The organism is Streptomyces sp. NPDC005574 (assembly GCF_040605435.1).
In the GTDB taxonomy this organism is placed as follows: Bacteria; Actinomycetota; Actinomycetes; order Streptomycetales; family Streptomycetaceae; genus Streptomyces.
The window spans coordinates 26,533-39,751 of the sequence record NZ_JBEXCW010000075.1; the positions used below are offsets into that span (position 1 = coordinate 26,533).

A 13,219-nucleotide genomic window follows, 5' to 3' on the forward strand; every position below is an offset into this window, starting at 1 on the left:
CATGCAGTTCGGGCGCACCTACGAGGAGTTCGAGGTCGGGGCGACGTACAAGCACTGGCCCGGCAAGACGGTCACGGAGTACGACGACCACCTGTTCTGCCTCCTCACGATGAACCACCATCCGCTCCACATGGACAGCAACTACGCCGAGAAGACGACCGACTTCGGCAAGAACGTCGTGGTCGGCAACTACATCTACTCGCTGCTGCTCGGCATGTCCGTGCCGGACGTCTCGGGCAAGGCGATCGCCAACCTGGAGATCGAGTCGCTCAAGCACGTGGCGCCGACCTTCCACGGCGACACGATCTACGGCCAGACGACCGTGCTCGACAAGTGGCCCTCGAAGTCGAAGAACGACCGCGGCATCGTCCACGTCGAGACCAAGGGCTACAAGCAGGACGGCACGCTGGTGTGCGTGTTCCGCCGCAAGGTGATGGTGCCGACCGAGACGTACATCAAGGAGCGCGGCGGCGAGCAGCCCGGCCGCCCTGAGCTGTCCGCCCCCGCGGAAAAGAACACGGAGAAGTAGCCATGGCGCGACTCGCCCAGACCGCCGGTCTGACCGACGTCCAGCAGGAGATCCTGTCCACCGTCCGCGACTTCGTGGACAAGGAGATCATTCCGGTCGCGACCGAGCTGGAGCACCGCGACGAGTACCCCCAGGCGATCGTCGACGGCCTGCGGGAGCTGGGCCTGTTCGGCCTGATGATCCCCGAGGAGTACGGGGGTCTGGGTGAGTCGCTCCTCACGTACGCGCTGTGCGTGGAGGAGATCGCCCGCGGCTGGATGTCGGTGTCCGGCATCATCAACACCCACTTCATCGTGGCGTACATGCTCAAGCAGCACGGCACGCAGGAGCAGAAGGACACCTTCCTGCCGAGGATGGCGGCGGGCGACATCCGCGGCGCCTTCTCCATGTCGGAGCCGGCGCTCGGTTCGGACGTGTCCGCGATCACGTCGAAGGCGGTCAGGGACGGCGACGAGTACGTCCTGAACGGTCAGAAGATGTGGCTGACGAACGGCGGGACGTCAAGCCTGGTCGCCGTTCTCGTCCGAAGTGACGAAGGACACCCCGAGGGCAGCGCGCCCCACAAGTCGATGACGACCTTCCTGGTCGAGAAGGAGCCCGGCTTCGGAGAGGTCCGCCCCGGCCTCACCATCCCCGGGAAGATCGACAAGATGGGCTACAAGGGCGTCGACACCACCGAGTTGATCATGGACGGTCTGCGCGTACCGGCCGATCGGGTGCTCGGCGGGACCACCGGCCGCGGTTTTTACCAAATGATGGACGGCGTCGAGGTTGGCCGGGTCAACGTGGCGGCCCGTGGCTGCGGCGTCGCTCAGCGTGCCTTCGAACTCGGCGTCTCCTACGCCCAGCAGCGCCACACCTTCGGCAAGGCGATCGCCCAGCACCAGGCCATTCAGTTCAAGCTGGCCGAGATGGCTACCAAGGTCGAGGCCGCCCATGCCATGATGGTGAACGCGGCACGCAAAAAGGACTCCGGCGAACGAAACGACCTTGAGGCAGGGATGGCGAAGTACCTCGCCTCCGAGTACTGCAAGGAGGTCGTGGAGGACGCCTTCCGGATCCACGGCGGCTACGGCTTCTCCAAGGAGTACGAGATCGAGCGCCTCTACCGTGAGGCGCCGATGCTGCTGATCGGCGAAGGTACTGCCGAGATCCAGAAGATGATCATCGGCCGCAGGCTGCTCGAAGAGTATCGGCTCCAGGGCTGAACATCCCGGTTCGGGGTGTTTTCTTGGAGAAGAAGATCACACCCCGTCAACACTGTTCCGCCGCCGACTCGGCTGCCTGGCTTGCCCAGTTGCGGGCCGCGACCGGTACGATCCCGGGAAAGCCGCCGTCCCCCTCCTGAAGCGCGGCATCATCCGCTACGAAGGTCATCCATGCCCCACAGCCAAACCTCTGCACCTCGCGACAGCCTGGCAGGCGTACGCCTGGCGCGCGGAGCATCGCCGTGGCTTCTCCCGACCGTCGCCACCGCAGCCCTCAGCCTGGTCCGGGCGCGCCGCTCCGGCGCCGCCAAGGCCGTCGCCGTGCCCGCCACCGCGCTCGCGGCGGGCATGCTGTGGTTCTTCCGCGACCCCGAGCGCGAGATCACCCAGGGCCGGGTCATCTCGCCCGCCGACGGTGTGGTGCAGAGCATCATGCCGTGGAAGGACGGACGCACCCGCGTCGCGATCTTCATGAGCCCGCTCAACGTCCACGTCAACCGGGCGCCGCTGTCCGGCACGGTGACGTCGGTCGAGCACATCCCCGGCGGATACGTCCCGGCGTTCAACAAGGAGAGCGAGAACAACGAGCGCGTAGTCTGGCACTTCGACACCGAACTCGGCGACATCGAGATGATCCAGATCGCCGGTGCGGTCGCTCGCCGCATCGTCCCGTACGTGCCCCAGGGCACCAAGGTCGAGCAGGGCGACCGGATCGGACTGATCCGCTTCGGCTCGCGCGTCGACGTGTACCTGCCCGAGGGCGTGGAGGTCGCGGTCGAGGTCGGTCAGAAGACCGTGGCTGGGGTGACTCGCATTGACCGTGATTGATCCGGAAGCCCAGGCGGGCTGGGTACCAGAGGCCGACGAGGTGGACGACGAGGAGGAGATGCCCCTCTCTCTCCGCCTCTCGATAGCGGACACCCTCACCCTCGGTAACGCCACCTGCGGGTTCATGGCGGTGTACTTCACCACCACCGGCATCCTGATCCCGCACCTCACGGGCAGCCAGGAGTCCGGCATGGCCCGCCACAGCGCGGCCACCGCCGTGATCCTGATGCTGTGCGCGGCCGTCTTCGACCTCTTCGACGGACTCGTGGCCCGCAAGCTGCGCTCGTCCCCGATGGGCGCGGAGCTGGACAACCTCTCGGACCTGATCAGCTTCGGTCTGGCCCCGGCGTACTTCGTCCTCGTCTACGGCATGGTCGCCGACGACGCGCACCAGCGGGTGGCGGCGGTGGGGGCAATCGTGGTGCTCCTGGCCGTCGTGCTGCGGCTTGCGCGTTTCTCGTGCGTCACCGTGAAGGACGGCACCTTCCAGGGCATGCCGTCGCCGTTCGGCGCGCTGACCGTGGTCTCGATCGTGCTCCTGGAGCTGCCCTTCGTGGCGACGCTCATGGCGATCCTGGGCACGGCCTGGCTGATGGTGAGCCGGGTCGAGTACCCGAAGCCGCGCGGCCGGCTCGCCGGCGCGATGCTGGCCTGGATCGTGCTCTCGATGGGTCTGCTCGCCGCCTGGGCGTTCGACGCCCCCAGCGGTCAGCTGCTGCTCCAGACGGGCTGTGCGCTGCAGCTGGTCATGGGTGCGGTCATCCCGCTGTTCGCCACGGCCCGCCGGGTGAACAACTTCCGCGACAACCGGCGTGAGGCGCGGACGGCGCAACTGCCGTAGCGCGCTCGCCGTACCGGAACGGGCGAAGGGCCCCGAGCTTCCCGCTCGGGGCCCTTCGCCCGTTCCGCCGCTGTGCGGCGGGTTCAGTGCAGGAAGTCCCGCCCGATCGCCTCGGCGACGCGCTCCAGGATCGGCCCGGCGTCCGCGACGCACTTCGCGAGGTCGGGTTCCGCGTCCGTCAGCGGGTACGCCCGCCGGATGCCGGCCCGGCCCAGCTCCACCGGCGGCAGGGCGAGCCGCCCGCACACCGCGACGACCTCCTTGCCGGCCGCCCGCGCCGCGGCGGCGACACCCGCGGGTGCCTTGCCGTGCAGCGTCTGCTCGTCCAGGGAACCCTCGCCGGTGATCACCAGCGTGGCCCGTTCCAGGGCGGGCGCGAACCCGAGGACGTCGAGCATGACCTCGATGCCGGGGCGGAAACGGGCACCGAGCAGCAGGGCGCCGAAGCCGATGCCGCCCGCCGCGCCCGCGCCCGGTGAGACGGCGTGCTCGGCGGCCGCCGGCCCGACCGTCTCCTCCAGCACCTTCGCGTAGTGCGCGAGGGCCGCGTCCAGCTCCGCCACGTCGTCCGGCGAGGCGCCCTTCTGCGGGCCGTACACCGCCGGGGCACCCTTGGGTCCGGTCAGCGGGTTGTCGACGTCGCTCGCGAGGACCAGTTCGACGGATGCGAGCCGCGGGTCGAGGCCGGACAGGTCGGCGGTGGCCAGGGCGGCGAGGCCCTCACCGCCGGGTGTCACCGGTTCGCCCTCCGCGTCCCGGAACCGGGCGCCCAGCGCGGACAGCATCCCGGCGCCGCCGTCGGTGGTCGCGCTTCCGCCGACACCGAACACGATGGTCCGGGCGCCCGCGTCCAGCGCGGCCAGGAGCAGCTCGCCGGAGCCGTAGGTGGACGCCGTGAGCGGGGCGAAGACGCCCGCGGGCAGCCGCTGGAGGCCGCTGGCCTCCGCCATCTCGACGACGGCCGTACCGTCGCGCAGGGCGAACGCGGCCGTCACCTCGTGACCGAGGGGTCCCGCGACCCGTACCTCGCGCCGCTCGAAACCGGCCGCGACCGCCGCGTCCACCGTCCCGTCGCCGCCGTCGGCCACCGGCAGCGCCTCGACCGCCACTCCGGGCGCGGCCCGGCGGAGCCCGGCCGTCACCCGCTCGGCGACCTGTACGGCCGTCAGCGAGCCCTTGAACTTGTCCGCGGCGATGAGCACCCTGTGGGCACCGATCACTCCAGCGTCCGCCACCTTGCATCCCCTTGCTCTCCGGGTCCTCACGCACGTCAGGACCAGTCGCGCCGCTGCGACCTTAACCGCCGGACACCACCGCCGTCATGCGCCGCCCGCCCCGTGGAACACGGCGGGGAGCCACCTGTGCGCGCTCGGCTCCCCCGCTCGCCGCCGGCCCGGGCTGTCCGGAGCGCGTGCGGTGGGCTCCGGGGTGGGGGCGGGAGCTGGTTACGCTTCCTCAATGACCACCACCGAAGACTTCGCCACGTACATCGCGGGTCTCCCCCGGGTTCTGGCCGGGGCGGCCGTACTCTTCCGGGACGCCGGCGGCCGGGTGCTGCTCGTCGAGCCCAACTACCGCGAGGGCTGGGCACTGCCGGGCGGCACCATCGAGTCCGACGAGGGCGAGACGCCTCGGCAGGGCGCGCGCCGCGAGACCGTCGAGGAGATCGGCCTGGACCGGGAACTCGGCCGGCTGCTCGCGGTGGACTGGGTGCACGGGGCGGCCCGGCCGCCTCTGGTGGCGTACCTGTACGACGGCGGTCTCCTCGGCGACGCCGACTTCCAGTCGATCCGGCTCCAGGAGGAGGAGCTGCTGTCCTGGCGGCTCGTTTCGCGCGAGGAGATCGGCGAGTACCTGCCCGGCGCCCTGGGCCACCGCGTGCTGGCCGCCCTCGACGTCCTGGCCGAGGGCACGGGGACGGCGGAGCTGGAGAACGGCCACCGGGTGGCCTGACGGCGCCGTCCGGCGCCCGCACCCCGTGGACTAGGGTTCGTGGGACTACGACGTGGCGGGCGCGCAGGGGGGCGGGGCGCGTGCGGCACAGTGCGGGACGCCGACGGCGGCGGGGAGACGGCTCGGCCGGTCCCGGACACGGCGTGCCGCGCCCGCTCCTGGCCTGCGCCGCGGTGTCGGTCCTGGTCCTGACGGGCTGCTCGGCGGAGCAGGCGCCCGAGCCCGCTCCCACCCGGGCCGCCTCCCCCGCGGCCACCGCGCACGGCACCGCGGTCCGGACCGAGCGAAGGCTCACCGCGCAGGTCACCGCCGCCCTCGACGCCGTCACCGCTGACGGCGGCCCGATGGTCGAGTCCGGGGTGGAACGCGTCTCGGACGGCATCCACAGCCGCCCCGGCCTCACGCGGGGCGTCGCCTACGAGGTGACGGTGGTGTGCGCCGGGACGGGGACGGTCCGGATGGTCGTGACGCCGGCGGCCACGGGCTCCACGCGTCCCGTCCCCTGCGACCGGTCGGTCGTCTCCGCACGGCTCCCCGTGGCCGGCGCGCCGCACCTCGACGTGAGGGCGGAAGCGGGCGCCACGGGGATGGTCGCCTGGCGGATCGACAGGGTCTGACGGCACGCGCCGGCGTCGGATATCCACTGGCCCACGACGGACGGCCGTCCTACCCTCGGCCCATGACCAGGCCCCTCGTCGCCCTGCTGAGCGGCGCCGGAATCTCGACAGACTCCGGAATACCCGACTACCGCGGACCCGGCGGGCTGTGGCGGCGGGATCCGGAGGCCGAGAAACTCGTGACCTACGAGTACTACATGGACGATCCGGAGATCCGGCGCCGGTCGTGGCAGCTGAGGCGGGCGACCGCGGCCCTGAACGCCGAGCCCAACGCCGCGCACCGGGCGGTGGCCGAGCTGGAGAGGTCCGGCGTGCCGGTCAGGGTGCTCACGCAGAACGTGGACGGACTGCACCAGCTCGCCGGGATGCCGGCCCGCAAGGTACTCGAACTGCACGGCACCGCAAGGAAGTTCGTGTGCACGCGGTGCCACGCGCGGGGCCCGATGACGGACGCGCTGGCCCGTGTCGAGGCCGGCGAGGACGATCCGCCGTGCCTGGCGTGCGGCGGCATCCTGAAGTCGGCGACGGTCTTCTTCGGTGAGCCGCTCGACCCGGTGGTCCTCGGTGACGCGCTCGCCATCAGCAAGGCGTGCCAGGTGTTCATCGCCGTGGGCAGCACCCTCCAGGTGCAGCCCGCCGCCGCGCTGGCCGGTGTGGCGGCCGATCACGGAGCGCGGCTGATCGTCGTCAACGCGGAGCCGACCCCGTACGACGACCGGGCGGACGAGGTCGTACGGGAGCCGATCGGGACCGCGTTGCCGAAGCTGCTGAGCGGGCTCGCCGCCTAGGAGGCTTTCGTGGCGGCCCCGGCATCAGAACAGCGCGCTGCCGCGCTCCAGGTCCAGGAGGCGCTGCTTGCGTGCCAGGCCGCCGCCGTACCCGGTGAGGCCGCCGTCGGCGCCGACGACGCGGTGGCAGGGCACGATGATGCCGATCGGGTTCTTGCCGTTGGCGAGGCCCACGGCACGGGAGGCGCCTCGATTGCCGAGGGCGTCGGCCAGTTGGCCGTAGGAGCGGGTCTCGCCGTACGGGATGCGGCGCAGCTGCTGCCAGACCTCGCGCTGGAACGGGGTGCCGGACAGGCGCAGTTCGACGGTGAACTCCGTCAACTCGCCCGCGAAGTAGGCCTTCAGCTGGTCGCGGGCCTCGCCGAAGGGCTGGGCGTCGCGGTCGCCGAAGGTCTCCTGCGCCGGGCGGTGGCGCTGGTCGGTCATGTAGAGGCCGCACAGGGCGCCGTCCTCGGCGACGAGTGTCAGCGGGCCGTAGGGGCTGTCGATCACGGTGTGCCGTCTCACGAAACGTCCTCACACGGGCAGGAAGTTGATGGGGTGGCTGTCGGTCGCCCACAGGTACTGGACGGCGTACGCGCGCCAGGGCCGCCAGGCCGCCGCGCGGGCCGTGAGCGCCGCCGGGGTCGACGGCAGGCCCAGTTCCCGGGCGGCGCGCCGGATCCCGAGGTCGGTGGGGAGGAAGGCGTCGGGGTCGCCGAGGGCGCGCATCGCGATGACGTCCACGGTCCACGGTCCGAAGCCGGGCAGCGCGAGCAGCCGGTCACGCGTCTGCGCCCAGTCGCTCTCCAGACCCAGGTTGACCGTTCCGCCGGCGAGCCCGGCGACCAGCGTGGTGAAGGTGGTGCGGCGGGTGGCGGGCATCGCCAGGGTCTCGGGGTCCACCGCGGCGAGCGCATCGGGTGAGGGGAAGAGGTGGGTGAGCCCGCCCTCGGGGTCCTCCACCGGCTCCCCGTGGGCGGTGACCAGGCGGGCCGCGTGGGTGCGGGCGGCGGCCGTGGAGACCTGCTGGCCCAGGACCGCGCGCACGGCGAACTCCGCCTCGTCGACCGTGCGGGGAACCCGCCGCCCGGGCGCCTTGTCGACCAGGGGCGCGAGGACGGGGTCCGCGCGCAGCTGGTCGTCGACCGCGACCGGGTCGGCGTCCAGGTCGAGCATGCGGCGGCAGCGGCTGATGGCGACGGTCAGATCGCGCAGGTCGCTGAGGGTGAGACGGCAGGCGATGTGGTCGGGGCGCGGGGTGAGCGCCACGATGCCGTGGCCGTAGGGCAGGCGGAGGGTGCGCCGGTAGGAGCCGTCGCGCCACTCCTCCACGCCCGGGACGGCGGTCGCCGCGAGGTGGCCGAAGAGGTTGTCGGGGTTGAGGGGGGCGCGGAAGGGGAGGCGCAGGGACAGGACGCCGGGCGGGTGTCCGGCGGCCGTTCCCGGTGCCCGGGAGCGCAGGTCGCTCGGGGACAGCGCGAAGACCTCGCGCACGGTGTCGTTGAAGGTGCGGACGGCGGAGAACCCGGCGGCGAAGGCGATGTCCGCCATCGGGAGCGGGGTCGTCTCGATGAGGACTCTGGCGGTCTGCGCGCGCTGGGCGCGGGCGAGGGCGAGCGGTCCCGCGCCGAGTTCGGCCGGCAGCTGGCGTTCCAGCTGCCGGGTGCTGTAGCCGAGGCGGGCGGCGAGGCCGGGCACGCCCTCGCGGTCGACGACTCCGTCGGCGATGAGCCGCATGGCCCGGGCGACGAGGTCGGCGCGCTGGTTCCACTCCGGGGAGCCTGGGCTGGCGTCGGGCCGGCAGCGCTTGCAGGCGCGGAATCCGGCCTGCTGGCAGGCGGCCGCGCTCGGGTGGAAGATCATGTTACCGGGCTTGGGCGGTACGACCGGGCAGCTGGGCCGGCAGTAGATGCGGGTGGTCAGGACGGCGGTGAAGAACCAGCCGTCGAAGCGCGCGTCCTTGGACTGGACGGCGCGCAGACAGCGCTCCCGGTCGGTGTGCATCCCGTTCTGCATACGCCCAGGATCCGCCACCGGGCGGGGCGGGGCTGGCGGAAATCCGACATCAGCGTGCGGCGGCCGGCGCCGGGCGGGGGTCCGGCATCCGGGCGGACCGCCCGGCAGGCGTCCGGGAGCCCGCCCGTGCCGGGAGGAACCCCAGGGGTGACGGGCTGGTCAGGTCGTGGGCTCCGTCGCTGTCGGGTGGTGCCACAGGGTCTGGGCCCGGTCCACTTCGGGCAGGGGGCGCAGGCGGTAGGTGTAGGCGTAGTCGCGGTCGGCGAACAGCTTGTACTCGTCGTGGGTGTGAGCGCCCCAGCTGTTGTCGCCGCCCACGCCCATCTGCCGGTGGTTCAGGCGCAGCACGACGGCGTCGCGCGGGGTGAGCTGGTAGTCGTGGCGGGCCGCGTCGGAGAGGTCCTCCGGGGTGAAGTGGGAGGCGTTGACCTCGATCAGCGGCTCACCGCAGACGAGCAGCCCCGCGCCGTCGCGGCCGGTCAGCGCGGCCCAGCGGACGTCGGTCCTGTTGCCGTTCTCCTGCGGGCGGATGTAGGGCGTCCCCTGCTCGGCGACGGGGCCCGAGTAGAGGCCCACGTCCGTCCCGTCGTTGCGGTCCCAGTGGTTCTCCTCGGGGCCGCGCCCGTAGTAGTGCAGCCGGTCGAGGCGGGCCGGCAGGAACAGCAGGCTGCCGACCTCGGGGATGTACGGCAGGCTCGCCGCGCCGGGGTGCAGCGTGTGGTCGATCTTGATCTCGCCGTTGCCGAAGACCGTGTACGTGGTGGTGTACGCCGACTCGACCGTGGTCGGCAGTGTGCCGCTCACCTTGATCTCGACGGCCCGGTCCCGCAGGGCGCGCACGCCGACGCCGGTCACCTCGCGGTTCGCGCCGGCGTCGCGCCAGGTCTGGTTGCGGGTGTGCTGGCCGTTGCCGTGGTCGTTGTCGGTCGGCGCCCGCCAGAAGTTCGGCGCGGGCCCGGAGGTGAGCAACCGGACTCCGCCGGCCTCGTAGGAGGTGATGATCCCGGCGCGCTTGTCGACGGTGACGGAGAAGTCGTGGCCGGTGACGGTGACCGAGTCCTCGTCGTCCCGGTGCCCGAGCGCCGGAACACGCGTCAGCGGTACGGCTGTCACGGCGGGGCTGCCCGCGTCGAAGGGGAGTTGCCGCGCCGCCACCTCGAAGCCGGCCTCGGCCCACGGCGTGGGCTCCCTGGTGGTGAAGGACAGCCGCAGGAAGTACTCCGCGCCCGGCGCCGGCTTGCTCGGTGGTTTCACGGGGACGGTGATGTTCTTGCCGGACAGCGGCGCCACGTCCAGCTGGTCGCGGGTCAGCCGGCCCCGCCGGACGACCTGTCCGTCGGCCGTCAGCTCCCAACGCCCGTCGAACTCACGCAGGTTGGTGAACAGGTACTCGTTGGTGAGCGTGATGGCGCTCGCGCTGCCGGTGACGTTGATCGCCTGGTAGACGCGCTTGATCTCGGCGGCCTTGCCGGTGTGCGCGCGGTCCGCGGTGACGATGCCGTCCGCGCAGAAGTTGCCGTCGTTGGGGTTGTCGCCCCAGTCGCCGCCGTAGGCGAGGAAGGTCTTCTCCCGGGGGCGCTTCTCCTCGAAGCCGACGGTGGCGGCGTCGAACCAGAACCGCACGCCGTCGTCGCCGGGTCCCCGGCCGTCGGCGGCCAGTTCGGCGGCGCTCAGGGCACGGGCGTAGACGCGCGCCCGGCGGATGGTGCCGCTGAACTCCCGGGTCGGGTTGTCGGCGTCGGTGGCGAGAGCGAGCGGGGCGGTGGTGCTGCTGGGCCGCCGGGTGGTGGTGCGGGTGGCACGCGACACGTCGTCGGCGTACAGGGTGAGGGTGCCGGCGTCCGCGTCGAAGACACCCGCGACGTGGTGCTCGCGGCCGGTCCAGTCGCCCGGCAGCGCCCAGCTCACGCTGATCCACTGGCCGTCGCCGTAGATGAGGAACTCCAGGTTCCCGTCGGACTGTTTGAGGGCGTACTGGGTGTCGCCCTTGGCGAGCACGGGCTGGTGATACCCCGTCACATGCGGGGTGATCCACGCCTCCAGGGTCAGCGACCCGGTGAGGTCCAGGCGGGCGTCGCGGGCGAAGATCGTGCCGCCAAAGACCCCGTCGGCGCGGTCGAAGGTGCCGCCGGCGGGCATGAGTTCGCCGCGCAGGGAGCCGGGCCCGGTCTCGGTGAACAGCTTGCGGGCCGGGGTGGGCCGGCTCAGCCCCTGGTCGACGAAGTCCCAGATCCAGCCGCCCTGGAGGACGTCGTGAGCGCGGACGACGTCCCAGTACTTCTTGAGGTTGCCGTTCGAGTTCCCCATCGCGTGGCAGTACTCGATCATGACGTACGGCCGGGTGTCGGCCGTGTCCTTCGCGCGGGCCTCGACACGCGCGGGGGTCTCGTACATCGCGGAGCGGATGTCGCTGACGGCGGGCCGGTCGTCGCCCTCGTACTGGATGACGCGGGTGGGGTCGTAGGAGCGGATCCAGTCGTGCATGGCGACGAAGGTGCTGCCGCCGCCGGCCTCGTTGCCCAGCGACCAGATGACGACCGAGGCGTGGTTCTTGTCGCGGTGCACCATGTTCTGCGCGCGGGCCACGCAGGCCGCGCTCCAGTCGGCGTGGTCGCCGGGGTACTCGCCGCGGATGCCGTGAGTCTCCAGGTTGGTCTCGTCGACGAGGTACAGCCCGTACTCGTCGGCGAGTTCGAGCCACTGCGGGTTGTTGGGGTAATGGGAGGTGCGGACGGAGTTCATGTTCATCCGCTTGATGATCCGGATGTCCTCGACCATGTCGGCGCGGGTGAGCGCGGTGCCGCGTTCGGGGTGCATCTCGTGCCGGTTGGTGCCCCGGATGGAGACGGGCCGGCCGTTGATCCGCATCAGACCGTCCTTGAGCGCGAACTCGCGCAGGCCCACGCGGTGGGAGAGGGTCTCGGTGACCTTCCCGGCCGGGTCGCGCAGGCGCAGCACGGCGGTGTACAGGTTCGGGTGCTCGGCCGACCAGAGCCGCGGGGAGGGTACGGCTCTCGTCGCGCTCACGGTCGTCTCGGCGCCGGGGCCGAGGTCCACGGTCTGCTGGAGCGGCCGGGGCCAGACCGGGTGGCCGTCGGCGTCGTAGAGCTGCGTTTCCACGGTGTGCCGGCCGGCGCCCTGCCCGCCGTAGTCGCGGACGCTCGCGGTGACCGACAGTGCGGCGGTCGTGTGGTCGTCGCCGAGCGGGGTGTCCAGCTTGAAGTCGCGCAGGTGGACGGCCGGGGTGGAGAACAGGTGGACCGAGCGGAAGATGCCGCTCAGCCGGATCATGTCCTGGTCCTCCAGCCAGTCGCCGTCCGAGTAGCGGTACACCTCGACCGCGATCTGGTTGGTGCCGGGCCGCAGATGCGGGGTGATGTCGTACTCGGCGGGGGTGAAGGAGTCCTCGTGGTAGCCCACCAGCGTGCCGTTGATCCACACGTAGTGCGCCGACTTGACGCCCTCGAAGTGCAGGAAGGTGCGCCGCCCGGCCCAGCCGCGGGGCACCGTGAAGCTGCGGCGGTACTGCCCGACCGGGTTGAAGCGGGTCGGCGCGGCCGGCGGCCGGGGTTCCTCGCCGAGGCCGTTGGGGCCCCAGTACGGGTAGGTGATGTTGACGTAGATCGGGCGGTCGTAGCCGTGCAGCTGCCAGGGCGAGGGGACCGGGATGGTGTCCCAGGACGTGTCGTCGAGATCGGTGCGGTGGAAGTCGGTGTCGCGGTCGCCGGGGCGGTCGACGTGGGCGAAGCGCCAGGTGCCGTCGAGGCTCAGCCGGTAGGGCGAGCGGGTGCGGTCGCCGGCCAGCGCCTGCGCCAGGTTCGCGTAGGGCATCAGCGTGGTGTGCGGTCGCTCGGTGCCCACCTGGAACAGGGCCATGTCGCCGTTCCACTCCGGCGTGCCGTCCGCCGCCGCGCGGAAGGGGGCCGCCTGCGCGGCGGCGCCGGGTGCGGCGGACAGGGCGAGCGCCCCGAGTGCGGCGGCCCCGCCTTCGAGGAGACGGCGGCGGCTGACGGCGGAGGTCTCGTGCGGGTACGGCATGACCGTGGCCTTCCTCTGGACGACAGTGGGGTGCGCGAACCGAGGGAGCGTCAGAAAGTGTCGGATGCTGTTGGCATACGGCAGTTGCGGGGGAGCCGGAAACAGACTGCTGGTGACAAAGCGAACGGTTGAGCCAGAGGAACCCTAGAACCCGCACACAACCGAGGCAACGATCCTGTCGTTGTTTGTTGGTTCCTGGGCGACGGACGCGGGGGCGACGGCACCGGCCGGGGACGCGTCGGCGAGGACACGGGCCGGGGACGCGTGCACCCCACGGCTCCTCGGACCGACCGCCGTCCCGGCGACGCGACCCCCGGCATGGAACCGCCGTCCCGGCACCGCGGCACCCGCCCCGCAGCGGTCGCCCGGCGGCACGGCCCCCGGCATGGAAGCGCCGTCCCGGCACCGCGGCACCCGCC

Annotated in this window: 11 protein-coding genes; 7 read left to right on the plus strand and 4 right to left on the minus strand. The window is 71.9% G+C overall.

The features are described from left to right. Nucleotide 1 precedes the first annotated feature (1 nt). The 4 genes from ABZT03_RS32795 (at nucleotide 2) to pssA (ending at nucleotide 3,406) form a co-directional block, all read left to right on the plus strand. Entirely contained in the window at nucleotides 2-529 is a 528-nt protein-coding gene (locus tag ABZT03_RS32795; protein ID WP_356046186.1) for a MaoC family dehydratase, read from the plus strand. Nucleotides 530-531: 2 nt separating this feature from the next. Beyond that, nucleotides 532-1,737 (plus strand): acyl-CoA dehydrogenase family protein, encoded by a 1,206-nt coding sequence (locus tag ABZT03_RS32800; RefSeq protein ID WP_356046167.1) that lies wholly within the window; start codon nucleotides 532-534, stop codon nucleotides 1,735-1,737. Nucleotides 1,738-1,908: 171 nt separating this feature from the next. Beyond that, complete coding sequence (locus ABZT03_RS32805; RefSeq protein WP_356046169.1) at nucleotides 1,909-2,565, plus strand: phosphatidylserine decarboxylase; 657 nt, start codon at nucleotides 1,909-1,911, stop codon at nucleotides 2,563-2,565. Nucleotides 2,566-2,623: 58 nt separating this feature from the next. Beyond that, nucleotides 2,624-3,406: a CDP-diacylglycerol--serine O-phosphatidyltransferase gene (gene pssA / locus ABZT03_RS32810; RefSeq protein ID WP_356046188.1), complete on the plus strand. Its 783-nt coding sequence runs from the start codon at nucleotides 2,624-2,626 to the stop codon at nucleotides 3,404-3,406. A gap of 83 nt (nucleotides 3,407-3,489) precedes the next feature. Here the strand turns inward: pssA and ABZT03_RS32815 are convergent, their stop codons facing one another. After that, the gene (locus ABZT03_RS32815; protein WP_356046170.1) at nucleotides 3,490-4,641 is read right to left on the minus strand and encodes a glycerate kinase; all 1,152 of its coding nucleotides are present in this window, start codon (nucleotides 4,639-4,641) and stop codon (nucleotides 3,490-3,492) included. A 223-nt stretch (nucleotides 4,642-4,864) separates the two neighbouring features. On the opposite strand from ABZT03_RS32815, the gene ABZT03_RS32820 reads away from it, so the two are divergent. From ABZT03_RS32820 to ABZT03_RS32830, 3 genes are all read left to right on the plus strand, one after another. Beyond that, nucleotides 4,865-5,359, plus strand: a complete 495-nt coding sequence (locus ABZT03_RS32820) for an NUDIX hydrolase (protein ID WP_356046172.1) — start codon at nucleotides 4,865-4,867, stop codon at nucleotides 5,357-5,359. Between the two features lie 143 nt (nucleotides 5,360-5,502). Beyond that, nucleotides 5,503-5,976, plus strand: a complete 474-nt coding sequence (locus ABZT03_RS32825; RefSeq protein ID WP_356046174.1) for a DUF6023 family protein — start codon at nucleotides 5,503-5,505, stop codon at nucleotides 5,974-5,976. Between the two features lie 62 nt (nucleotides 5,977-6,038). Further along, nucleotides 6,039-6,764: a Sir2 family NAD-dependent protein deacetylase gene (locus tag ABZT03_RS32830; RefSeq protein ID WP_356046176.1), complete on the plus strand. Its 726-nt coding sequence runs from the start codon at nucleotides 6,039-6,041 to the stop codon at nucleotides 6,762-6,764. Between the two features lie 24 nt (nucleotides 6,765-6,788). Here the strand turns inward: ABZT03_RS32830 and ABZT03_RS32835 are convergent, their stop codons facing one another. The 3 genes from ABZT03_RS32835 to ABZT03_RS32845 form a co-directional block, all read right to left on the minus strand. After that, nucleotides 6,789-7,271 (minus strand): methylated-DNA--[protein]-cysteine S-methyltransferase, encoded by a 483-nt coding sequence (locus tag ABZT03_RS32835; protein ID WP_356046178.1) that lies wholly within the window; start codon nucleotides 7,269-7,271, stop codon nucleotides 6,789-6,791. Between the two features lie 9 nt (nucleotides 7,272-7,280). Beyond that, nucleotides 7,281-8,762, minus strand: a complete 1,482-nt coding sequence (locus ABZT03_RS32840) for an AlkA N-terminal domain-containing protein (RefSeq protein WP_356046180.1) — start codon at nucleotides 8,760-8,762, stop codon at nucleotides 7,281-7,283. Nucleotides 8,763-8,921: 159 nt separating this feature from the next. Next, nucleotides 8,922-12,800, minus strand: coding sequence for a glycoside hydrolase family 2 TIM barrel-domain containing protein (locus ABZT03_RS32845; protein WP_356046182.1), 3,879 nt, complete (start codon nucleotides 12,798-12,800; stop codon nucleotides 8,922-8,924). Nucleotides 12,801-13,219 lie beyond the last annotated feature (419 nt).

Excerpts from the sequence above, each read along its gene's own strand:
- ABZT03_RS32805 (WP_356046169.1), top strand. The coding sequence starts at position 1,909 with ATGCCCCACAGCCAAACCTCTGCACCTCGCGACAGCCTGGCAGGCGTA.
- pssA (WP_356046188.1), top strand. The coding sequence starts at position 2,624 with ATGCCCCTCTCTCTCCGCCTCTCGATAGCGGACACCCTCACCCTCGGT.
- ABZT03_RS32830 (WP_356046176.1), top strand. The coding sequence starts at position 6,039 with ATGACCAGGCCCCTCGTCGCCCTGCTGAGCGGCGCCGGAATCTCGACA.
- ABZT03_RS32840 (WP_356046180.1), bottom strand. The coding sequence starts at position 8,762 with ATGCAGAACGGGATGCACACCGACCGGGAGCGCTGTCTGCGCGCCGTC.
- ABZT03_RS32795 (WP_356046186.1), top strand. The coding sequence starts at position 2 with ATGCAGTTCGGGCGCACCTACGAGGAGTTCGAGGTCGGGGCGACGTAC.
- ABZT03_RS32800 (WP_356046167.1), top strand. The coding sequence starts at position 532 with ATGGCGCGACTCGCCCAGACCGCCGGTCTGACCGACGTCCAGCAGGAG.
- ABZT03_RS32820 (WP_356046172.1), top strand. The coding sequence starts at position 4,865 with ATGACCACCACCGAAGACTTCGCCACGTACATCGCGGGTCTCCCCCGG.
- ABZT03_RS32845 (WP_356046182.1), bottom strand. The coding sequence starts at position 12,800 with ATGCCGTACCCGCACGAGACCTCCGCCGTCAGCCGCCGCCGTCTCCTC.